At 72.8% G+C, this 22,201-nt stretch carries 13 protein-coding genes; 9 read left to right on the plus strand and 4 right to left on the minus strand.

Translation table 11 applies throughout. From position 1 onward, the window contains the following. Positions 1–57: 57 nt before the first annotated feature. Positions 58–1,743 (minus strand): serine/threonine-protein kinase, encoded by a 1,686-nt coding sequence (locus KBY47_RS27935; protein WP_210925736.1) that lies wholly within the window; start codon positions 1,741–1,743, stop codon positions 58–60. Positions 1,744–2,139: 396 nt separating this feature from the next. Here KBY47_RS27935 and KBY47_RS27940 point away from each other — a divergent pair, with 396 nt between their 5' ends. The 5 genes from KBY47_RS27940 (at position 2,140) to KBY47_RS27960 (ending at position 12,273) form a co-directional block, all read left to right on the plus strand. After that, the gene (locus KBY47_RS27940; RefSeq protein WP_210925738.1) at positions 2,140–6,036 is read left to right on the plus strand and encodes an FHA domain-containing protein; all 3,897 of its coding nucleotides are present in this window, start codon (positions 2,140–2,142) and stop codon (positions 6,034–6,036) included. A gap of 163 nt (positions 6,037–6,199) precedes the next feature. Continuing rightward, entirely contained in the window at positions 6,200–7,621 is a 1,422-nt protein-coding gene (locus KBY47_RS27945) for an ABC transporter substrate-binding protein (protein WP_210925740.1), read from the plus strand. An 82-nt stretch (positions 7,622–7,703) separates the two neighbouring features. Next, positions 7,704–8,987 (plus strand): carbohydrate ABC transporter permease, encoded by a 1,284-nt coding sequence (locus tag KBY47_RS27950; protein WP_210925742.1) that lies wholly within the window; start codon positions 7,704–7,706, stop codon positions 8,985–8,987. Beyond that, the gene (locus tag KBY47_RS27955; RefSeq protein ID WP_210925744.1) at positions 8,984–9,898 is read left to right on the plus strand and encodes a carbohydrate ABC transporter permease; all 915 of its coding nucleotides are present in this window, start codon (positions 8,984–8,986) and stop codon (positions 9,896–9,898) included. The genes KBY47_RS27950 and KBY47_RS27955 overlap by 4 nt, the downstream gene beginning before the upstream one ends. Positions 9,899–10,053: 155 nt before the next feature. Continuing rightward, a complete protein-coding gene (locus KBY47_RS27960; protein ID WP_210925745.1) occupies positions 10,054–12,273 on the plus strand; it encodes a bifunctional glycosyltransferase family 2 protein/CDP-glycerol:glycerophosphate glycerophosphotransferase in 2,220 nt (739 codons plus the stop codon). On the opposite strand, the gene KBY47_RS27965 is transcribed toward KBY47_RS27960, so the two are convergent. Then, positions 12,263–12,676 (minus strand): organic hydroperoxide resistance protein, encoded by a 414-nt coding sequence (locus KBY47_RS27965; protein WP_210925748.1) that lies wholly within the window; start codon positions 12,674–12,676, stop codon positions 12,263–12,265. The genes KBY47_RS27960 and KBY47_RS27965 overlap by 11 nt on opposite strands. A gap of 101 nt (positions 12,677–12,777) precedes the next feature. On the opposite strand from KBY47_RS27965, the gene KBY47_RS27970 reads away from it, so the two are divergent. Both KBY47_RS27970 and galE read left to right on the plus strand, forming a co-directional pair. Then, complete coding sequence (locus tag KBY47_RS27970) at positions 12,778–13,272, plus strand: MarR family winged helix-turn-helix transcriptional regulator (protein WP_210925750.1); 495 nt, start codon at positions 12,778–12,780, stop codon at positions 13,270–13,272. A gap of 94 nt (positions 13,273–13,366) precedes the next feature. After that, entirely contained in the window at positions 13,367–14,398 is a 1,032-nt protein-coding gene (gene galE / locus KBY47_RS27975; RefSeq protein WP_210925752.1) for a UDP-glucose 4-epimerase GalE, read from the plus strand. Here galE and KBY47_RS27980 read toward each other — a convergent pair. Further along, positions 14,385–15,014, minus strand: a complete 630-nt coding sequence (locus KBY47_RS27980) for a TetR/AcrR family transcriptional regulator (RefSeq protein ID WP_210925754.1) — start codon at positions 15,012–15,014, stop codon at positions 14,385–14,387. The genes galE and KBY47_RS27980 overlap by 14 nt on opposite strands. 247 nt (positions 15,015–15,261) lie before the next feature. Here KBY47_RS27980 and KBY47_RS27985 point away from each other — a divergent pair, with 247 nt between their 5' ends. Further along, positions 15,262–16,188, plus strand: a complete 927-nt coding sequence (locus tag KBY47_RS27985; protein WP_210925756.1) for an ABC transporter permease — start codon at positions 15,262–15,264, stop codon at positions 16,186–16,188. Further along, positions 16,181–17,113: an ABC transporter ATP-binding protein gene (locus KBY47_RS27990; RefSeq protein WP_308405313.1), complete on the plus strand. Its 933-nt coding sequence runs from the start codon at positions 16,181–16,183 to the stop codon at positions 17,111–17,113. The genes KBY47_RS27985 and KBY47_RS27990 overlap by 8 nt, the downstream gene beginning before the upstream one ends. A 75-nt stretch (positions 17,114–17,188) precedes the next feature. Here KBY47_RS27990 and KBY47_RS27995 read toward each other — a convergent pair whose 3' ends face one another. Further along, a complete protein-coding gene (locus KBY47_RS27995) occupies positions 17,189–22,126 on the minus strand; it encodes an NAD-glutamate dehydrogenase (RefSeq protein ID WP_210925758.1) in 4,938 nt (1,645 codons plus the stop codon). Between the last annotated feature and the right edge of the window lie 75 nt (positions 22,127–22,201).

Consider the following 22,201-nt stretch of genomic DNA (forward strand, 5'->3'; position numbering starts at 1 on the left):
GTCGGGTCGGCCGGAAAGCGCAGTCCGTTTCAGCCGACCTGATCCCAACGACAGGCCCTAGCCCGACGAGCCGCCGCCCAGGTCCTCGATCCAGCCGGTCACGGTGGAGAACCAGTCGGTGAGCTGCTCCCAGTAGCCCTTGCCGGTGCCGATCCACTCCTGCAACGGGCTCAGCTCCCAGACCAGCCAGCCCGCCACGAACAGGATGACGACCGTGACCAGGCAGCCCTTCAGACAGCCGAGACCGGGGATCCGCATCGGGTTGGCGCTGCGCTGGCGGGGCTGGCGCGGCTCGCGCACCGGCCGCTGGGGCTGCTGCGGCTGGGGCGTGGGCGGCGGGGCGTACCGCTGGGGCTGCTGGGGCTGCGGAGTCGCGTAATGCTGGGGGCGCTGCTGCGGATAGCCGTAGCCGGGCGGCGGGCCCTGCGGCGGGCGCTGCTGCGGCTGGGGCCGCTGCGGGGCGCGCGGGGGCTGCTGGGGCGGCTGCTGCGGGCGGGCGACCTGCCGCTGGGGGCGGCGGCGCAGCGGGTCCTCGTCGGGGTCGAGGTACTGGATCTGGGTCTGCTCGTTGCGGTCGCGCGCGGCCCGCAGCTGGGTCTGCCAGGGGTGCGGCTGGTCGGGCCCCGGCCCGCCCTGCTGCCCCTGCGGGAGCACCTGCGTCGGGTCGGCGTTCGGGCCGCCCGGGGTGTGCGGCAGTACGGCGGTGGGGTCGGCGGCGCCCGCGGGGCCGCCGGTGTGCGGCAGCACGCTGGTCGCGGCGTTCGGGTCGTAGGCGCCCGCGCCGTGCGGCAGCACCTGTGTGGCGTCGGCGGCGCCGGGCACGGCCGTCGGGGACGGGTCGGGGGCGAGGAGCGCGCCGACGCCCTCGGCCGCGGCGATCTGCGCGGCGTTGGCGTGCACGCCAACGCCCTCGGCGACGACGCGCAGGCCGCGCGCGAGGTTCTCGGCGCTGGGGCGGTCGTCGGGGTTCTTGCGCAGGCAGCGCTCTATCACCGTCCACAGCGGCTCGGGCACGGTGGAGGGGCGGCGCGGCTCGGCGCTCAGGTGCTGGTGCAGGACCTCCAGGGCGGAGCTGCCGGAGAACGGCGGACGCCCGGTGACCAGCTCGTACAGCAGGATCCCGGCGCCGTAGATGTCGACGGCGGAGGTCTGCGGGCGGCCCTCGGCGGACTCCGGCGCGACGTACGCGGGCGTGCCGACGAACTCCTGGGTGCGGGTCAGCCCCGGGGAGTCGGCGAGGCGGGCGATGCCGAAGTCGGTCAGCAGCGGGTGCATCTGGCCGCCGTTCTGCTGGAGCAGGACGTTGGCCGGCTTGAGGTCGCGGTGCACCACGCCGTCGGAGTGGCTGGCGGCGAGCGCGTCGGCGATCTGCGCGGTCATGAGGGCCGCGGCGACCGGGGTCAAGGGCCCGTTCTCGCGGAGGTAGCGGTGCAGGTCGGGGCCCTCGACGAGATCCATGACCAGGGCCAGCAGCTCGCCCTCCACGACCAGGTCACGGACCCGGACGATGTTCGGGTGGGTCAGGCGGAGCAGCACCGAGCGCTCCCGCAGGAACCGCATCACGATGTCCGGGTCGCTCGCCAGCTCCTCCTTGAGGACCTTGATCGCGACGGTCTCGCCGGGCTGTCCGGGAACGGCTGCCTCGGCACCGGCGGTCTCACGCTGGCGGGCACGCCAGACGGTTCCCGTGGCACCGCGTCCGAGCGGCTCCTCGAGGAAGTACTTGCTGCCTACCGGCCGCACGTCATGCGCTCCCTGCTGCTTGCGTGGTTGTTCCGGTCCACTGTAGTGGCGTGGCCGCCGCTACCCGCCGGTCCGCGGTCATACCGATTCGGTAGCTGGTTCCCGTACGCGTTTCGGTTCCCGAAGTTGTTCGGTTCCCGTACGTGTTCGAAGGAAAGACGCTCGCCCCGGTCTCCCGGTTGCCCGACCCGGACGTGACCGATCTCAAGCCGTCGCCGCTGGGGCATTGTTCAGGCACTTTTGCGGGCAGAGCCGACCAATCAAGATCACTTGCCGGTGGGCGGCGGGCGCGTTGTCAGTGGCAGGTGCGAGGATGCGTGCAGTACTGGCCGATGTGCTCGTGCGGGGTGGGGGGACGTCCATGCCCGCGCGGCGCGGAAGGGACCGCTGACGGCGATGCAGATCCGGCTGACCGTCGTAGACCCGCAGGGGCCGCCCCCCGAGGCGCGGGGCCGTGCCGCGAGCTGCGACGTGCTGGTCACCGCGCCCGCCGGCACCGCCCTGGCCGCCGTGGCGTCCGCCCTCGCCGCGACGGTCTCCGACGGCCCCGCGGTGCTGTACGCCGGTGCCGAGCGGCTCGACGCCCAGCGCCGCACCCTCGGCGAGCCGCCGCTGGTCGACGGCGCGGTGCTGGCGGTCGGCGCCCCCGCCGAGCCCGAGCCGCACCCCGAGATGGACGACGCCCCGGCCCGCCTCGACATCGTCGCGGGCCCCGACGCGGGCGGCGTCCACCTGCTGCACGGCGGCGAGGTCCGCATAGGCCGCTCGGCTGACGCCGACGTCCCCCTCGACGACCCCGACGTCTCCCGGCTGCACTGCGCCGTCACCCTCAGCGCCGACGGCCAGGTCACCGTCGCCGACCTGAACTCCACCAACGGCACCACCCTGGACGGCACCCGCGTCACCACCCGCCCGGTCCGCTTCACCCCGGGCGCCCTCCTCAGGATCGGCGAGTCGACACTCCGGCTCGCTCCCGCCGGGGGGCTGGGGGCGCGCGTGGGGACCGTGCCTGACGGGGAGGGGTGTGTGCGGGTGGCTGTTGGGGGGGATGGGGGGGCTTCCGTGGGCGCCGTGGCGGGCGGGCGGGACTCCGACGGGCGGAGGCCGGCCGGTGACGCCGGGTCGTCCGTCCAGGCGTCCGACGTGCGCGGGACCTCCCGGGGCTCGGGCAAGGGGAGCACTGGGGCATCCGGTGGCGCCGGAGCGCCCGACCAGGGGCCGGACACACGCGGAGCCTCCCCGGGCTCGGGCAGGGGGGGTACGCAGGCGCCCGGTGACGCCGGGGTGCCCACCCAAGGGCCGGACACCCACGGAGCCGCCCCCGGCACCGGGCCGTCCACCACGGGCGCGGACACCCACGGAGCCTCCCGGGACGGCGGGACGTGGTCCCGGACCTCGGACACGCCCGCGCGCTCTCAGACCTCGGGCGCGCCCTCGCCCTCCCATGACGGCGCCGCGCGCTCTCAGACCTCGGGCACGTCCGCGCCCTCCCACGGCACCGGGACGGGCTTCCGGTCCTCAGGGGAACCCGCATCCTCCCGTGACGCCGCCACCCGTTCCCGGACCTCGGGCGCACCCGCGTCCCCCCGTGACGCCGGGACGCGCTCCCCCGCCACCGACGCCCCCGGCACCGGCACCGGAACACGCCCCCGCGCCTCCGACGCGCCCGGCGAGCCGCCGATCAGTCACGGTCCCGTGGGGTGGGACACCGCCGGGGCACCGGTGGCGCAGGAGCATGATCGGGGCGAGGCGCCGGTGGTGCCGGGACAGGGCAGGGCACCCTGGGTCGAGAGCCGGGGCGAGGGGCCCGCGGGGCCGGGGTCCGGCGGCGACACGCACGCCGGACGCCAGGGCATAGGCCCGCTGGACCGCAACGCCCCCCACGAAGCCCACGAAGCCCACGACCCCCCGGTCGGCGGCCCGACGTCCAGCCGCAAGGGCACCCCCCTGCGCGGCACCGACGTACCGCCCGGCGTGCGCAGGCGCGGCGGGATAGGCGCCTGGGCGCGGCGGCTGACCGGAGGCCGCGGCGGCGAGCAGGGCGGCGGCGTGGAGCACGACGGCCGTGGCGCCGCGGCGGGCGCCCCGCCCACCGCCCCGTCGGCCGTCGCCACGCACCAGCCGGAGACCTGGCCGGACCCGGCGGCGCTGCTGCTGACCGCCCTGGGCCCCGGCCCCCGGCTGTGGGAGCGCGGGCCGGGCCACCCGGAGGCGCTCACCGTGCGGCTGGGCACCGCCGACCGGACGCTGCCGGACGGCTCCGGTCTGCTGCCCGCGGTGCCGGTGACGGCGGATCTGCGGGAGGCCGGTGCCCTGGGCCTGGCCGGGCCGCGCCCCCGGCTGGCCGGACTGGCGCGCGCGGTGCTCGCCCAGCTCGCCGCGCTGCACTCCCCGGACGCCCTGGAGATCGTCCTGATCAGCGCGGACCGCTCCCGCCCCGAGCCGGAGCGCACCGCCGAGTGGTCCTGGCTCGGCTGGCTCCCGCAGCTGCGGCCCGGGCACGGCCAGGACTGCCGTCTCCTCCTCGCCCATGACCGCGAGCAGGCCATGGCCCGCGCCGACGAGCTGCTGCGCCGCCTGGACGACCACCTCACCACCGCCCCGGTGCCCGCCCCCCGGGCGGCCGACGCCACCGCCCGGCCCCGCCCGTCCTGGGCCCGGGAGGAGGACGCCCCGGACACCTTCGCCGGTCCGCACACGGTGGTCGTCGTCGACGGCGACCCCGGCGGCGCCGATCTGCGGGAGGCGATGACGCGGCTTGCGGTGGCCGGACCACGGGCCGGAATCCATGTGGTGTGCCTCGCCGAGACCCCGCCCGCCTCGCCGTCGTCACCGGTGACGGAGACGTACGAGGCGGCCTGCGCGGTGTCGCCGGTCTTCCGCGAGTGCGGGGCGGTCGCGCTGCTCAGCGGCGATGTGGCGACGGCGCTCCGGCTGCTGCGGGTGCCGCGCGCGAGCACCGGCGCCGCCTCCGGCCCGGTCGGGCACGGCACGGTCGGCACGGTCGACGCGGTGTCCCTCGCCTGGGCGGAGCGCTTCGCGCGGGCGCTGGCCCCGCTGCGGCCGGACGGCCCGCCCGGTGAGCGGCACGCGCGCGTGTCGGCACCGCTGCCGCAGGCGGCCCGGCTCCTCGACGAGTTGGGCCTGGCCCGGGCCACCCCCGCGTCCCTGATGGCGCGGTGGGCGGACGCGGCCGACGACACGGACGCCCTCGGTGGCCGTGCCTGGGCGGTGCTCGGCGCCGGTCCGCGCGGCCCGGTCCACGCGGATCTCGTAAGTGACGGCCCGCATCTGCTGGTCGAGGGCCCGCCGGGCAGCGGTCGTACGGAGTCGCTGCGGGCGGTCGTGGCGTCGCTGGCCGCCGCCGAACGCCCCGACCGGCTCGGCGTCGTCCTGATCGACGGCCGGGACGGCGTGGGCACGGGCGCCGCCCACGGCGAGGGCCTGCGGGTGTGCGCGGACGTCCCGCATGTGACGACGCACCTGACCGCCAACGACCCGGTGCGGATGCGGGAGTTCGCCCAGTCCCTGACCGCGGAGCTGAAGCGGCGCGCCGAGTTGCTGGGGCGCCTGGACTTCGCGGAGTGGCACGAGAGCCGCGCACTGTCCGGCCGTATGGTCGCGCAGCGCACGGCGACGGCGGGCGGCGCCGCACCGGTCCCGGCCCCCGCCCCCGCGGCCGGTGCCGGTGCCGGTGCCGGGGATCTCGACACCCCGCCCAGTTCGACGCTGCGGCTGCGGCCGGGCGGCGCCCGTCGGCGGGAGACGGCGGAGACTCCGCCGCTGCCGCGTCTCGTCGTGGTGGTGGACGACCTGGACGCGCTGGTGTCGCCCGCCCTGGGTTCGCCGGGGCGGCCCGCCGCCGGTTCGGTCGTGCGGGCGCTGGAGGCGGTGGCCCGGGAGGGCCAGCGGCTGGGCGTGCACCTGGTCGCGGCGACCGGGCCCTGTGCCCGTACGGCGGAGACGGAATTGGCGCGCCGGGCCACCCTCCGCGTGCTGCTCGACCCGCCCCCGGCCGGCCCGGACGAACCGGCGCCGGGACGCGGCCGTCTGGTCACCGCCGACGGCCGGGCCACGCCGTTCCAGGGCGGCCGGGTGACGGGCCGTATCCCCCGGACCGCGACCCTGCGCCCCACCGTCGTACCGCTGGAGTGGCAGCGCATGGGCGACCCGCCGACCCGGCGCCCGGTCCGTGAACTGGGCAACGGGCCCACGGACCTGGCCCTGCTGGCGAGCGCCCTGGAGCGGGCGGCCCGACAGGTGGCGGCGGCTGAGGTGCCGTCACTTCTCTAGGCGCGGGCGCGCCCTTTCACGTTCCCGCCTGCCGAGTCACGACGCGGTCACGATCTCCCGGTTGACACGGCAGGCGCACTTGCCGACCCCGGGCCCGCGGCGTAGACCAGAGCGCACGGGACAACGTTCGGGCGTTCGACGAGGAACGAAGAACGGGGCAGTGATGCGCACCACGAGCAGCACCATCCGTACGATCAGCAGCCGCACCGGCAACCCCAACTCCATGAGACGGCGCCGCGGTTTCACGCGGGCCGCGGCCGCGCTCGCCGCCGGCACCCTAGCCCTCACCCTCACCGCCTGCGGCGGCGATGACGACGACGGCGGCGACGACAAGAGCACCGGCGCCGACGAGACCACCAACACCGTCACCCTGCCCAAGCTGGACGGCGAGAGCCTGTCGGTCGCCGCGGTCTGGACCGGCGCGGAGCAGAAGAACTTCAAGGCGGTCCTGGACGAGTTCGAGAAACGCACCGGCGCGGAGGTCACCTTCGTGCCCGCGCAGGACCCGATCATCAACTTCCTCGGTTCGAAGATCGCGGGCGGTCAGCCCCCGGACGTCGCGATGCTCCCGCAGCCCGGCGCCATCAAGCAGGCCGTGGAGAAGGGCTGGGCCACACCGCTCGGCGCCGAGGCGCAGGCGGAGCTGAGCAAGAACTACTCGCAGGGCTGGCAGGACATCGGCTCCGTCGACGGCAAGCCGTACGGCGTGTACTACAAGGCCGCCAACAAGTCGCTGATCTGGTACAACACCCAGGTCTTCGAGAACGCGGGCGCCTCGGAGCCGAAGACCTGGGACGAACTCCTCGACACCGCGCAGATGGTGTACGACTCCGGCGTCACCCCGTTCTCCATCGGCGGCGCCGACGGCTGGACCCTGACGGACTGGTTCGAGAACGTGTACCTCTCCCAGGCGGGCCCGGAGAAGTACGACCAGCTCGCGGCCCACGAGATCAAGTGGACGGACCCGTCGGTGGCGGAGGCGCTGACGACGCTCGCGGAGATATGGGGCAAGCAGGACTATGTCGCGGGCGGCGCGCAGGGCGCCCTCCAGACCGAGTTCCCGGCCTCCGTCACCCAGACGTTCACCGGCGGCGACCAGCCGAAGGCGGGCATGGTCTACGAGGGCGACTTCGTGCAGGTCAACATCGGTGAGACGAAGGCGAAGGTGGGCACGGACGCGAAGGTGTTCCCGTTCCCGGCGGTCGGTGACGAGGCGCCGGTGGTGTCCGGCGGTGACGCGGCGGTGATCCTGAAGGACTCCGAGGCCGCGCAGGCGCTGGCGACCTTCCTCGCCTCCCCGGACGCGGCGACCATCCACGCCGGACTCGGCGGCTACCTCTCGCCGAACAAGAACGTGGAGGCGTCGGCGTACCCGAACGAGGTCCAGCAGAAGATGGCCGAGGCGCTCGTCGCGGCCGGGGACGACTTCCGCTTCGACATGTCCGACCAGGCCCCGCAGGCCTTCGGCGGCACGCCCGGCAAGGGCGAGTGGAAGGCGTTGCAGGACTTCCTGAAGAACCCGAAGGACGTCGCGGGCGCCCAGCAGCGGCTGGAGGCCGACGCGGCGGCGGCGTACGGGAACTGAGCCGACGATGACGTCGTCGGCGCCGACGGCAGGGGTCCCGGAACCGAAGCAGTCCGGGACCCCTGCCCGTGAGAGAAAGAGCGTGACCGGCACCCGGGGGACCGTCGCGGCGCTGTTCCTGCTGCCCGCCCTGGTGCTGCTCGGCGCGCTCGTGGTCTACCCGATCGGGTACTCGGTCTTCCGCAGTTTCTTCGACCAGTCCGGCGACGGCTTCGCCGGGTTCGACAACTACGAGGCGCTGTTCACGGACGACGGCATCCGTACGGCGCTGAAGAACAACGTCATCTGGGTGGTGTTCGCGCCGACGGTCGCCACCGCGCTGGGTCTGATCTTCGCGGTGCTGACCGAACGGGTGCGCTGGGGCACGGCGTTCAAGCTGGTCGTCTTCATGCCGATGGCGATCTCGATGCTGGCGGCGGGCATCATCTTCCGCCTCGTCTACGACCAGGACCCGGACAAGGGCATCGCCAACGCGGTGTGGGTGGGCGTGCACGACACCTTCGCCCAGTCGTCGGCGTTCCCGAAGGCGCATCCGGGCCGGGAGTCGCCGCTCGAGGCGGCGGGCGGCGGCGCCTTCGTCACCACGCAGCCGGTGCGCGCCGGGGAGCCGGTGACGCTGCCGCTGGTGGGTGTCGCCCCCGATCTGCTGCCCGACGACGCCAAGCCCGCGCGGCAGGCGTCGGCCGACCCGGGCAAGGTCACCGGCACCACCTGGCAGGACTTCACCCGCGGCAAGGGCGTCGGCACCCTCAACGCCCCGGACGCCTCGGAGCTGGGCTACCCGGGCATGCGGATCGAGGCGGTGAAGGACGGCAAGGTCGTCGCCTCCACGACGGCCGCCGACGACGGCACGTTCACGCTGCCCGCCGACGCCGACGGGGCCCTGCTGCGGCTGCCCGCGAGCAACTTCGAGGAGCCGTACAACGGTCTCGACTGGCTCGGCCCGTCGCTGGTGACCCCGGCCATCATCGGGTCGTACATCTGGATGTGGGCGGGCTTCGCGATGGTGCTGATCGCGGCCGGGCTCGCGGGTGTGCCCCGGGAGCTGCTGGAGGCGGCGCGCGTCGACGGCGCCAACGAGTGGCAGGTGTTCAGACGGGTCACCGTGCCGCTGCTCGCGCCCGTCCTCGCCGTCGTCACCGTCACCCTGATGATCAACGTGCTGAAGGTGTTCGACCTGGTCTTCATCATCGCCCCGGGCTCCTCCCAGGACGACGCCAACGTGCTCGCGCTGGAGCTGTACCGCAAGGGCTTCTCCGAGGACCAGCCGGGCATCGCCAGCGCCATCGCGGTGTTCCTGCTGCTCCTGGTGATCCCGGTGATGTGGTTCAACATCCGCAGGCTCAGGCGGGAGGTCAGGCGATGACGACGACGGACGCCCAGGGCGTCACCAAGACCGCCCCCGGGGGCGACGGGAGTCCGCGCCCGGAGTCGCTGGCGTCCCGGCTGGTCGCGGGTGTCAGCGGCGGGCTGGTACGGGTGTTCCTGATCGTCGTGGGCCTGTTCTGGCTGGTGCCGACGATCGGGCTGCTGCTGTCCTCGCTGCGCACCCCGGAGGACATGAACGCCAGCGGCTGGTGGACGGTGTTCACGGAACCGGCCCAGCTGACCGTCGACAGCTACCGGACGCTGCTGGAGAACGACGACATCACCACCTCCCTGGTGAACACCGTCCTGATCACGGTCCCGGCGACCGTCCTCGTCGTGGTGATCGGCGCGCTGGCGGGCTACGCCTTCGCGTGGATGGAGTTCCCGGGCCGCGACTGGTGGTTCCTCGCCGTCGTGGGGCTGCTGGTGGTACCGGTGCAGGTGGCGCTGATCCCGATCGCCGAACTCTTCGGCAACATCGGACTGTTCGGCTCCATCCTGGGCGTGGTCCTCTTCCACGTCGGCTTCGGTCTGCCGTTCGCGGTGTTCCTGCTGCGGAACTTCTTCGCGGAGATCCCGCGCGAGCTGCTGGAGGCCGCCCGCCTCGACGGGGCCGGTGAACTGCGGCTGTTCGCACGGGTCGTGATGCCGCTGGGCGGTCCGGCGATCGCGAGCCTGGGCATCTTCCAGTTCCTGTGGGTGTGGAACGACATGCTGGTCGCGCTGGTCTTCTCCGACGCGGGCAGCCAGCCGATCACGGTCGCCCTCCAGACGCAGGTGCGGCAGTTCGGCAACAACATCGACGTGCTGGCGCCGGGCGCGTTCATCTCGATGGTGATCCCGCTGGTGGTGTTCTTCGCGTTCCAGCGGCAGTTCGTGTCGGGTGTGATGGCGGGTGCGGTGAAGTAGCCGTACGCGTGCGGCGGCGGGGGCGGGCCTTCACGGTCCGCCCCCGGGCGTTCGGGCGTTCCCCCGGCGTTCCCCCACATGGCGCACACGGCGTAACCCGGTCGGCGTACCGGGCGTTCCCGGGCAGAACGCCCGCGCCGACCCATGGATGTCCCGTGCCCAGGTTCAGTGTCATCGTCCCCGCGTTTCAGGTTCAGGCGTACCTCACCGAGTGTGTGGAGTCCGTGCTCTCCCAGTCCTGCTCCGACCTCGAACTGATCGTCGTCGACGACTGCTCACCGGACGCGTGCGGAGACCTCGTCGACGAGTTCGCGGCCCGCGACCCCCGTGTCCGCCCCGTCCACCTGCCCGAGCACTCCGGCCCCGGCCCTGCCCGCAATGTCGCCCTCGCCCTGGCGAGGGGCGACCACCTGCTGTTCCTGGACGGCGACGACGTCCTCGTCCCGGGCGCCCTGCGCGCCGTCGCCGACCGGCTGAAGGAGACCGGCGAGCCTGATCTGCTGGTCTTCGGCGCCACGACGGCCGACTGGCGTGGCGAGCCGGTCGCCGACGCCCCCGGCGGGACCTCCTGGTCCGGCTGGAACCGGGCCTACCGGCGGGAGTTCGTCCAACGCGAGGGCCTGACCTTCCCGCCGGGACGGCACGAGGGGCTGCCGTGGGCGGCGGCGGCCCTGCTGACGGCCGGGTCGGCGGCGACGCTGGACCGGGTGTGCGTACGGCGCCGGGCGCCGCTGCCGTCGGCTCCCTCGGAGTGGACCGCCGAGGACGTCGCGGACCTCTTCGAGCAGTACGACCGCGTCTTCGCGTTCGTCGGCACGCGACCCGGCCTCGCGGACCGGCGGCCCTGGCTGTACCGCCGGATGGTGGAGCACCTGGCGCAGGTGTGCGGCGCACCGGGGCCGCTGCCGCGCGGCGCGCGCGCCGCCTTCCTGCGCCGGGCCCGCGCCCACTGCCGCCGCCACTACGCGCCGGGCGCCCCGGCGCCGTTGCGCGCCCGGTTCCGGCACGCCCTGGTGCGCCACGGCGCCCACCGTGTGCTGCGCGCGCTGCTGCTGACCGCCGCCCTGCGCCGCCGTACCGCCCGCCGTGCCCTACGGCTGGCCCGCGCCCTGCGCTCGGCCGCCCTGCGGCTGCACTACCGCGTCCAGCGGTGCCTGCCCCTGCGCGCCGACCGCGCGGTGTTCGCGGCGTCCTGGGGGCACGGCGGCTACGGCTGCCACCCGGCGGCGCTGGAGGAGGCGTTCCGCACGCACGCCCCGCACGTCCGCACGGCGTGGGTCGCCCGACCCGAGCAGCACCACACCCTGCCGACGGCGACCCGTCGGCTGACACCGGGCACGGCCGCGTACTGGACGGCGCTCGCCCGCTCCACGTACCTCGTCGACAACACCGGCTTCGACCGCCGCCTGGTCAAACGCCCGGGTCAGGTCCTCATCCAGACGCAGCACGGCACACCGCTGAAGCACATGGGCCTCGACCTCCAGGAACGCCCGGCCGCCGCCCGCGGCACGGACTTCGCCGAGCTGGTCAGGGACTGCGCGCGGTGGGACCACGTCGTCTCCGGCAACCGTCTGTCCACCCTCACCTGGGAACGCGTCCACCCCGGCGGCTGGACCACCCTGGAGTACGGTTCCCCGCGCAACGACGTCCTCCAGCGGGCGAGCGCGGCTGACGTGGCCCGGCTGCGCGAGTGCCTCGGCGTCCCCCGCGGCACGGTCGCCATCCTCTACGCGCCCACCTACCGCGACCACCGGCGCACCCAGCAGCCGGTCCTGGACCTCGACCGGGTCGCCCGCCGGCTGGGTCCGCGCTTCGTGATCCTGGCCCGCGCCCACCACCGCCACGGTGGCCCCCTCACGGAGACCGCCGACGGCCGGGTGATCGACGTGACCGGGCATCCGCGCGTCGAGTCGCTGTGCCTGGCCGCGGACGCCCTGGTCACCGACTACTCGTCGATCATGTTCGACTACGCCGGTCTGGACCGCCCGATCGTCCTGCACCTCCCCGACCGGGAGGCCTTCGAGGCGGCCCGCGGCACCTACTTCGACCTGCGTTCCTTCCCGCCGGGCGCGCTGGCCCGCACCGAGGACGAGCTGATCGACATCTTCGCCACGGGCCACTGGCACGGCTCCCGCTCCACCCAGCTGCGGTCGGCGTTCAGGGCGCGGTTCTGTCCGTACGACGACGGGCACGCCGCCGAGCGGGTGGTACGCCGCGTGGTGCTGGGACAGCGGGACGAGACGCAGGGGCTGCCCGCCGTCGTACCGCTGGCGGAGCGCCGTCCGGTGCCGTCGGCGGTCTCGGCTCCCGGCCCGGGGCCACTGCCCGGCGGTACGGGACGGGTCCGGCCGCCCTCCGTGAGGGTTACTCGATGACCAGGTCGACGGGGATGTTGCCGCGGGTGGCGTTGGAGTAGGGGCAGACCTGGTGGGCCTGCTCGACCAGCTTGCGGCCGGTCGCCTCGTCCACGTCCGCGGGCAGCTCGACGCGGAGGGTGACCGCGAGGGCGAAGCCCTCACCCTGCTTGCCTATGCCGACCTCGGCGGTGACGGCGGCGTCACTGACGTCGACCTTGGCCTGGCGGCCGACGAGGCCGAGGGCGCTGGCGAAACAGGCGGAGTACCCGGCGGCGAAGAGCTGCTCGGGGTTGGTGCCCTGGCCGCCGCCGCCCATCTCCACCGGGATGCCCAGCTGGAGGTCCAGCTTGCCGTCGGAGGAGACGGCGCGGCCCTCGCGGCCGTGGGTGGCGGTGGCGACAGCGGTGTAGAGCGCGTTCATGGAGAGACCTTCCCTCTCGGAGAGCCGAAGCGAACAGCCGTAAGTAGAGCACACAATTCAGTTGTGCGCAATTAGATGGGGCGGAGGGCTACCCTGGAGGCATGACCACGCCCGCAGCGGACTCCCCCACCGAGTGGCTCCGCCTCGACCACCAGATCTGCTTCTCCCTGCACGCCGCCTCGCGCGCCTTCGGCGGCGTCTACCGCGTCATCCTCAAGGACCTCGGCCTCACCTACCCGCAGTACCTGGCGATGCTCGTGCTGTGGGAGCACCACGACCGCCCGGTGCCGGTGAAGGAGCTGGGCGAACACCTGCGCCTCGACTCCGGCACCCTCTCCCCGCTGCTCAAGCGCCTGGAGACGGCCGGACACGTGGTGCGCGAGCGCAGCGCCCGCGACGAGCGCTCGGTGGAGGTACGGCTCACCGAGGAGGGGGTCGCCCTGCGCGAACGGGCGCTTGAGGTGCCGCGCCGGATCGCCGCCGCGACCGGCTTCGACGTGGACGAGATCCGCGCCCTGCACGCCCGTCTCGACCAGCTCACCACCGCCCTCGACGCCGCCACGGAGGCGGAGGCCCGGCGGGTCGCGGCGAGGTAGCCGGGGCACGGCGGTCGTGAGGAGGTCGGCCGGGCGCCTGCTTCACTGTGAGGCGCGGGAGCGACCAGCCGACCGATTGGGGAGACGGCCGACCATGACCTGGCTGATCACCGGTGGCGCCGGATACATCGGCGCCCACGTCGTACGGGCGATGACGTCGGCGGGCGAGCGGGCCGTCGTCTACGACGACCTGTCCACGGGCCTCGCCGAGCGCGTCCCCGACGACGTGCCGCTCGTCGTCGGCTCCACCCTGGACGCCGGCCTCGTACGCCGCACCCTCGCCGCGCACCCCGTCACCGGCGTCGTCCACCTGGCGGCGAAGAAGCAGGTCGGCGAGTCGGTGGCTCAGCCCCTGCGCTACTACCGGGAGAACGTCGAGGGCCTGCGCGTCCTGCTGGAGGCCGTCACCGCGGCCCGGGTCCCCGCCTTCGTGTTCTCCTCCTCGGCGGCCGTGTACGGCATGCCCGACGTGGAGCTGGTCACCGAGGACACCCCGTGCGCGCCCATGAGCCCGTACGGCGAGACCAAGCTGGCCGGTGAGTGGCTGGTCCGCGCGACGGGCCGGGCGAGCGGGCTGGCCACCGCCTGCCTGCGCTACTTCAACGTGGCGGGCGCGGCGGCCCCCGAACTGGCCGACGTGGGCGTGTTCAACCTGGTGCCCATGGTCTTCGAGAGGCTCACCGCGGACGCCGCCCCGCGCATCTTCGGCGACGACCATCCCACACCCGACGGCACCTGCGTCCGGGACTACATCCACGTGGTGGACCTGGCCGAGGCCCATGTCGCCGCCGCCCGCGCCCTGACCGCCGCCCCCGGCCGCGACCTCACCCTGAACATCGGGCGGGGCGAGGGGGTCTCCGTCCGCGAGATGACCGACCGCATCGCCGCCGTCACCGGCCACCACCGGGCTCCCACGGTCACCGCCCGCCGCCCCGGCGACCCCGCCCGCGTCGTCGCCTCCGCCGACCGCGCCGCCGCCGAGCTGGGGTGGCAGGCCCGGCACGACGTGGACGACATGATCAGGTCGGCGTGGGAGGGGTGGCTGCGGACGCGTCCCGGCGCGCATCCGGGACCGGCGGCGCGCCCCGGCGCAGACCCGGGACCGGCGCGGCTCACAGCGCCTTGATCGCCTCCGCGGTGGCACGGGCCAGCGAGGGCAGATAGCCCTTGGGGAGCTTCTGGGTGCGGATGACGACGGAACGCCAGTACAGCGGGCCGGAGATCAGGTCCAGCGCCAGCTCGTCGTCGAAGCCCTGACGCACCTCACCGCGCCGCTCGGCCGCCGCCACGATCCTGCTCGCCACGCCCTCCTGACCGTCCCGCAACGCCTTCTGCATGGCCTCGGCGATCTCGGGGTTGCGGGCGGCCTCCGCCTGGAGGTCCGGGATGATCTGCGAGGCCACCGGGTGCCGCAGCGCCCGGGACGTCACCTCGAACAGCAGCCGCAGATCACCCTCGAGAGTGCCGGTGTCGGGCACCGGCAGCCCCTGCACGGCCAGCGCCGAGACGACGTCCAGCACCAGGTGCAACTTGGACCGCCAGCGCCGGTACACCGCGGTCTTGCCCACGCCCGCGCGGCGCGCGATGCCCTCGATCGACATCCGCGCGTAGCCCACGGCCGCGAGTTCCTCGAAGACCGCCGCGCGGATCGCCTCCGTCACATCCTCGCGGAGTACGGCGGCGCCCGCGGGGGTGCGGCGGCGCGGTCGGGGCTGCTGGGGCCCGTCGGCGTTCGTCGTCATGCGGGACAGCATAGGGCGTTGCGACGAAACGGTTACGTTCTGACGTCAACGCGGCCCGTCCCCGCGGGCGCGTGACGACGAAACGGTTGCGTCCTGACGTCCCTTCGGCCTACGCTCACGTTGCGACGATACGGTCCCGTCCCGACGTAAGGAAACATCCGGTGAAGTCCCGGCGAACACCCGGGACCCCACCCGCCGACCACCGTCGACACCCTCACCCCCCACCCCCCGACCGAAAGCAGCGGATGTGAGCCAGGTCCTCGACGCACCGCCCAGAACACCCTCCGCGGGCACCGCCCCCGACGACCTCGCGGCGCTCGCCGCCCGCCACGGCCTCACCGTCAGCGGCGCCCGCCCCTCCCTGCCCCAGTACGTCCGCCAGCTCTGGGACCGGCGTCACTTCATCCTCGCCTTCTCCCGGGCGAAGCTGACCGCCCAGTACAGCCAGGCCAAGCTCGGCCAGCTGTGGCAGGTGGCGACGCCGCTGCTGAACGCCGCGGTCTACTTCTTCATCTTCGGTCTGCTGCTCGGGGCGCGCCGGGGCATCCCGCACGAGATCTATGTGCCGTTCCTGGTGACCGGGGTGTTCGTGTTCACGTTCACCCAGAGTTCGGTGCTGGCCGGGGTGCGCGCGATCTCCGGCAACCTGGGCCTGGTGCGGGCGCTGCACTTCCCGCGGGCCTCGCTGCCCGTCTCCTTCGCGCTCCAGCAGCTCCAGCAGCTGCTGTACTCGCTGATCGTGCTGGTCGCGGTGATGATCGGCTTCGGCAGCTACCCCAGCCCCGCCTGGCTGCTGGTGATCCCGGCGCTGGTGCTCCAGTTCGTGTTCAACACCGGCCTGGCGCTGGCCTTCGCCCGGATGGGCAGCAAGACGCCCGACCTGGCCCAGCTGATGCCGTTCGTGCTGCGCACCTGGATGTACGCCTCGGGTGTGATGTTCAGCATCCCGGCGATGCTCGCCGACAAGGACGCCCCCGGCTGGCTCGCCGACGTGCTCCAGTGGAACCCGGCGGCGATCTACATGGACCTGGTCCGCTTCGCGCTGATCGACGGCTACGGCTCGTCGTACCTGCCGCCGCACGTGTGGGCCTTCGCGCTGGGCTGGGCCGTCCTCGTCGGCGCGTTCGGCTTCATCTACTTCTGGAAGGCTGAGGAGACGTACGGCCGTGGCTGAGAACCCGCAGAGCGCCCCGCACCACACCGGCGTCGGCTCCGGCGCCGACGACAGGACCCCCACCGTCATCGTCGACGACGTCGACATCGTCTACCGCGTCAACGGCACCGGCGGCGGCCGCGGCACCGCGACCGCCGCGCTCAACCGGATGCTGCGCCGCAAGCAGACCGAGAAGGCGTCGGGCGTACGCAAGGTGCACGCCGTCAAGAAGGTGTCGTTCGTCGCGTACAAGGGCGAGGCGATCGGCCTGATCGGCACCAACGGCTCCGGCAAGTCCACCCTGCTCAAGGCGATCGCGGGCCTGCTCCCGGTGGAGAACGGCCGGATCTACACCGGCGGCCAGCCCTCCCTCCTCGGCGTCAACGCGGCCCTGATGAACGACCTCACCGGCGAGCGCAACATCCACCTCGGCGGCCTCGCGATGGGCATGTCCCGCGAGCAGGTCAAGGAGCGCTACCAGCAGATCGTCGACTTCTCCGGCATCAACGAGAAGGGCGACTTCATCACCCTCCCCATGCGCACCTACTCCTCCGGCATGGCCGCCCGGCTGCGGTTCTCCATCGCCGCCGCCAAGGACCACGACGTCCTCCTCATCGACGAGGCACTGGCCACCGGCGACGGCCGCTTCCGCAAGCGCTCCGAGGCCCGCATCCGCGAGCTGCGCAAGGAAGCGGGCACGGTCTTCCTGGTCAGCCACACCAACAAGTCCATTCGCGACACCTGCGACCGGGTGCTGTGGCTGGAGCGCGGCGAACTGCGCATGGACGGCCCCACCGACGAGGTCCTCAAGGAGTACGAGGCCTTCACCGGCGACAAGCCGCGCAAGCCGGTGAAGCCGAAGCCCAAGGAGACGAAGTCGCGGGAGCTGAAGCCGCAGGAGACGGGGCCACAACAGACGAGGCCGCAGGAGACGGCGGCCCGCTGACGACGGCCCCCGGCAACACCAGGGCGCCCGAGCCGACCACGGCCCGGGCGCCCTGTCCGTCGTGGAAAACCGGGACTACGTGTGCGTCCGCAGCAGCGTCCGCATCGTGCGCATCGCCACCGACAGGTTCGCCAGGTCGAACGCGTCCGAGCCCTGGATCTCCTCCAGCGTGGTCCGCGCCCGGCCGAGGATCGCCGCGTTCTTCTGCTCCCACACCTTGAACCGCTGCTCCGGCGTCGAGGTGCCGTTGCCCGCGGCCAGCACGTCCGCCGTGAGCGCCGCGTGGGCGGCGTACAGGTCCTCACGGATGGCGGCACGGGCCATGGACTGCCAGCGGTCGGCGCGGGGCAGCTCGATGATGCGGTCCATGAGCTGGGTGATGCCGAGCCGGTCGCCCAGGTCGTAGTAGACCACCGCGACGTCCATCGGGTCCTTGCCCATGCGGTCGGCCACCGAGACGATGTCGAGCGCCGGGAAGGCGGAGGAGAACCCGGCGACCCGGGTGGCCAGCTCGTCGGGGACACCTGCGCCGGTCAGCTCGTCGTAGATCTTCTGCCACCACTCGGCGTCCGCGCCGCGCAGCAGCTTCGGCAGCTCGGCCCAGACCTGGGCGACCCGCTCGGCGAAGAAGTCCACGGTCTCGGCCAGCTGAAGCGGCTGCGGCCGGTTGTTGAGCAGCCAGCGCGTGCCGCGCTCCACCAGACGGCGGGAGTGCAGCCGAATCCGGGTCTGCACGGCGGCGTCGACCTGGTTGTCGAGCGCCTCCACCCCGTCCCACACCACGGCCGAGCGGAAGATCACGCGGGCCGCGGTCTGCGCCCGGACGATCTCCTCCAGCGACGCCCCGGTCTCCTCGCGCAGCCGGTGCAGATACGTCGTACCGCCGGTGTTGACGGTGTCGTTCACCAGCACCGTCGTGGTGATCTCGCGGCGCAGCGGGTGGCTGTCGATGTGCTCGGGGAACTGCTCGCGCAACTCGCTCGGGAAGTACGCGTGCAGCAGACCGCGCAGATACGGGTCGTCCGGCAGCGAGGTGTGCAGCAGTTCCTCGGCGACCGTGATCTTCGTGTACGCCAGCAGGACCGCCGTCTCCGGCCCGGTCAGGCCCTGCCCGGAGCTGAGGAGTTCGCGGATCTGCCGGTCCGTCGGCAGGAACTCCAGCGCCCGGTCGAGATGCCCCTCGCGCACCAGGTGGCGCAGGAAGCGCTGCTGGGCATGGAGCATGTCCTTGGACTGGGCGAGGGCGTTGGCGATGGCGGTGTTCTGCGCGTAGTTGTTGCGCAGGACGAGACGGCCGACCTCGTCGGTCATCTCGGCGAGCAGCTTGTTGCGCTGCTTGACGGTCATGTCGCCGTCCGCGACCAGGCCGTTGAGCAGGATCTTGATGTTCACCTCGTGGTCGGAGGTGTCCACGCCCGCGCTGTTGTCGATGGCGTCGGTGTTGACCTTGCCGCCCGCCTGCGCGAACTCGATCCGGCCGAGCTGGGTCAGCCCCAGGTTGCCGCCCTCACCGACGACCTTGACGCGCAGGTCGCGGCCGTCGACGCGGATGGCGTCGTTGGCCTTGTCGCCGACGTCGGCGTTGGATTCGCTGGCCGCCTTGACGTACGTACCGATGCCGCCGTTCCACAGCAGGTCCACCGGCGCCTTGAGGATCGCACGCATCAGGTCGGCCGGTGTCAGCTTGGTGACGCCGTGCTCGATGCCGAGGGCCTCACGGATGTGCGCGTTGACCGGGATCGACTTGGCGGAGCGGGGGAAGACGCCGCCGCCCGTGGAGATCAGGTCGGTGTCGTAGTCGGCCCAGGAGCTGCGCGGCAGTTCGAACAGGCGGCGCCGCTCGGCGTACGAGACCGCCGCGTCCGGGTCGGGGTCGATGAAGATGTGCCGGTGGTCGAAGGCGGCGACCAGCCGGATGTGCTCGCTGAGCAGCATGCCGTTGCCGAACACGTCACCGGACATGTCACCGATGCCGACGACCGTGAAGTCCTCGTTCTGGGTGTCCAGGTCCAGCTCGCGGAAGTGCCGCTTGACGGACTCCCAGGCGCCGCGGGCGGTGATGCCCATGCCCTTGTGGTCGTAGCCCGCGGAGCCGCCGGAGGCGAAGGCGTCCCCGAGCCAGAAGTTGTACGCCTGCGCGACCTCGTTGGCGAGGTCCGAGAACGTCGCCGTGCCCTTGTCGGCGGCGACGACGAGGTAGGTGTCGTCCTCGTCGTGCCGGACGACGTCCGCGGGCGGCACGACCTGGCCCGCGACCATGTTGTCGGTGATGTCGAGCAGCGCCGAGATGAACGTCTTGTACGCCGCCACGCCCTCCGCCAGCCAGGCGTCCCGGTCGACGGCCGGGTCCGGCAGGTGCTTGGCGACGAAGCCGCCCTTGGCGCCGACCGGCACGATGACGGTGTTCTTCACCATCTGCGCCTTGACCAGGCCGAGGATCTCGGTGCGGAAGTCCTCCCGGCGGTCCGACCAGCGCAGACCACCGCGCGCGACCTTCCCGAACCTGAGGTGCACGCCCTCCACGCGCGGCGAGTACACCCAGATCTCGAACGCCGGGCGCGGCGCGGGCAGGTCCGGGATGGCCTGCGGGTCGAACTTCATGGAGACGTAGTCGTGCGGCCTGCCGCCGCTGGCCTCCTGGAAGAAGTTGGTGCGCAGGGTCGCCTTGATGACGGTGAGGAACGAGCGCAGGATGCGGTCCTCGTCCAGCGAGGCGACCTGGTCCAGCGCGGCGTCGAGTTCCTCCAGCAGCGCGTCGACGATCTCGTGCCCGGCGCGCTGCCGGTCCGGCGACATCCGCGCCTCGAACAGGGAGACGAGCAGCCGGGTGGTGTGGACGTTGTTGCGGAGGGTGTCCTCCATGTAGTCCTGGCTGAACGTGGAGCCCGCCTGCCGCAGGTACTTCGCGTACGCCCGCAGCACCATCGCCTGCCGCCAGTTCAGCCCGGCGCTCAGCACGAGGGAGTTGAAGCCGTCGTTCTCCGCCTTGCCGGTCCAGGTCGCGGCGAAGGCGTCCTGGAACCGCTCACGCGCGTCGTCGGCGAGGTAGTCGGTGACGGCGCCGCTCTTCGTCTTCGGCAGCCGCAGCCCGAAGTCGTAGATCCAGGCGTTGCTGCGGTCGGCGCAGCGCAGCTCGTACGGCCGCTCGTCGACGACCTCGACGCCGAGCCGGTTGAGGACCGGCAGCACCGCGGAGAGCGAGATCGCCTCACCCTTGCGGTAGATCTTGAAGCGGCGCTCCTCGGGTGCGGCGCCCACCGGCTCGTACAGGCTGAGCGAGAAGTCCTTGCCGTCGCCGAGCTGTTCGATCTGGCCGAGGTCGGCGACCGCGGATCGCGGGCTGTGGTCGGCCTTGTAGCCCTCGGTGAAGGCGTTGTTGTAACGGCGCAGCAGCTCCGCCGCGCGCTCCTCGCCGAACTCGGCGTTCAGCGCCTCCCCGAACCCGTCCGACCAGGAACGGGCGGCCTCGACGAGACGTGCCTCGATGCGTTCCTTGTCGGAGTCGGACAGCTCCGGCAGGACGGTGCCCTGCGGCACGCGGACCACGAAGTGCAGCCGGGACAGGATCGACTCGGTGTTCCAGGCGGTGAAGTCGACGCTGATGCCGCCGAGTTCTTCCTTCAGGATGTCGATGATCCGCAGCCGGACACCGGTGGTGTAGCGGTCGCGCGGGAGGTAGACGAGGGCGGAGTAGTAGCGCCCGTACTCGTCCTGGCGCAGGTACAGCCGCAGCCGCCGCCGCTCCTGGAGGTAGAGCACGGAGGTGACGATGGCCTGGAGTTCGTCGACGGGCGTCTGGAACAGCTCGTCACGCGGGTAGGTCTCCAGGATCTGGAGCAGGTCGCGCCCGTCGTGGCTGTGCGGCGAGAACCCGGCGCGCTCCAGGACCTCCTCGACCTTCCGCCGGATGACGGGCACCCGGCGCACCGACTCGGTGTACGCGGCCGACGAGAACAGGCCCAGGAAGCGCCGCTCCCCGACCACGTTCCCGTCCTGGTCGAACTTCTTCACGCCGACGTAGTCGAGGTACGACGGCCGGTGCACGGTCGCCCGGCTGTTGGCCTTGGTCAGCACCAGCAGCTTGTGCTCGCGCGCCTTGGCGCGGGCGTCGGCGGGCAGCCGTTCGAAGGAGTGGCTGACGGGGTGGCTGTCGTCCCCGGCGTGGTGCGGGTCGGAGCGCAGGATGCCGAGCCCGGTGCCCGGCACAGCCGCCAGGGAGTCGTCGTCGCGGAGCTGGTACTCGCGGTAGCCGAGGAAGGTGAAGTGGTCGTCGGCGAGCCAGCGCAGCAGCTCGCGGGCCTCCTCCACCTCGGGGCGGCGCAGATCCGCGGGCGCGGGCTCGTCGGGCAGCCCGTCCGCCAGCCGTACGGCGGCGTCGCGCATCTTGCCCCAGTCCTCGACGGCCTCCCGTACGTCCGACAGGACCCGCAGCAGATCGGCGGTGATCTGCTTCAGGTCGGCCCGGTCGGTCTCCCGGTCGATCTCGACATGGATCCAGGACTCGATGTGCCCGTCGTGCGGCAGCTCGGTCTCGTGCGGGGCGGTGGTGAGAAGTTCGATCAGCCGCCCGGTCACATCCCGCCGGACGACGACCTGCGGGTGGATGACGACATGGATGCCGCGTCCCTGCCGGGTCAGCTCATTGGTGACGGAGTCGACGAGAAAGGGCATGTCGTCCGTGACCACCTCGACGACGGAGTGGCTGCACGTCCAGCCGTTCTCCTCCACGGTCGGGGTGTGCACGCGCACGTTGGCCGTGCCCTGGGGGCGGTTCTCGGCCAGTCGGTAGTGGGAGTAGGCGGCACCGAAGACATCGACCGGGTCACGGTCGGTGAGGTCCTCGGGTGCGGTGTGCAGGTAGTAGCGCTGGAGGAACGCGAGTACGGCATCCGGGTCCGGATCGCCGTTCTGCGTCGTCCCAGTCGGTAGATACCCCCCGACCGGGCTGTTCTCAGCTACCCGGGCGGCCCGATCGAGCAGCTCGGCCTTGGCTTCGTCCAGCTTGGTCTGCATTGTCCTCTGGCTCCTGTCGCGCGCCGTTGCGTGACGTAGAAGGAAGTACGGTCTCTGCCCTTCCGACGCGACGCC

Source organism: Streptomyces sp. B93, from assembly GCF_018070565.1.
Taxonomy (GTDB): Bacteria; Actinomycetota; Actinomycetes; order Streptomycetales; family Streptomycetaceae; genus Streptomyces.

Bases quoted from the DNA above. Each gene is read 5' to 3' on its own strand.
- KBY47_RS27945 (WP_210925740.1), top strand. From the start codon at position 6,200: ATGCGCACCACGAGCAGCACCATCCGTACGATCAGCAGCCGCACCGGC.
- KBY47_RS27970 (WP_210925750.1), top strand. From the start codon at position 12,778: ATGACCACGCCCGCAGCGGACTCCCCCACCGAGTGGCTCCGCCTCGAC.
- KBY47_RS27955 (WP_210925744.1), top strand. From the start codon at position 8,984: ATGACGACGACGGACGCCCAGGGCGTCACCAAGACCGCCCCCGGGGGC.
- KBY47_RS27965 (WP_210925748.1), bottom strand. From the start codon at position 12,676: ATGAACGCGCTCTACACCGCTGTCGCCACCGCCACCCACGGCCGCGAG.
- KBY47_RS27995 (WP_210925758.1), bottom strand. From the start codon at position 22,126: ATGCAGACCAAGCTGGACGAAGCCAAGGCCGAGCTGCTCGATCGGGCC.
- KBY47_RS27980 (WP_210925754.1), bottom strand. From the start codon at position 15,014: ATGACGACGAACGCCGACGGGCCCCAGCAGCCCCGACCGCGCCGCCGC.
- galE (WP_210925752.1), top strand. From the start codon at position 13,367: ATGACCTGGCTGATCACCGGTGGCGCCGGATACATCGGCGCCCACGTC.
- KBY47_RS27940 (WP_210925738.1), top strand. From the start codon at position 2,140: ATGCAGATCCGGCTGACCGTCGTAGACCCGCAGGGGCCGCCCCCCGAG.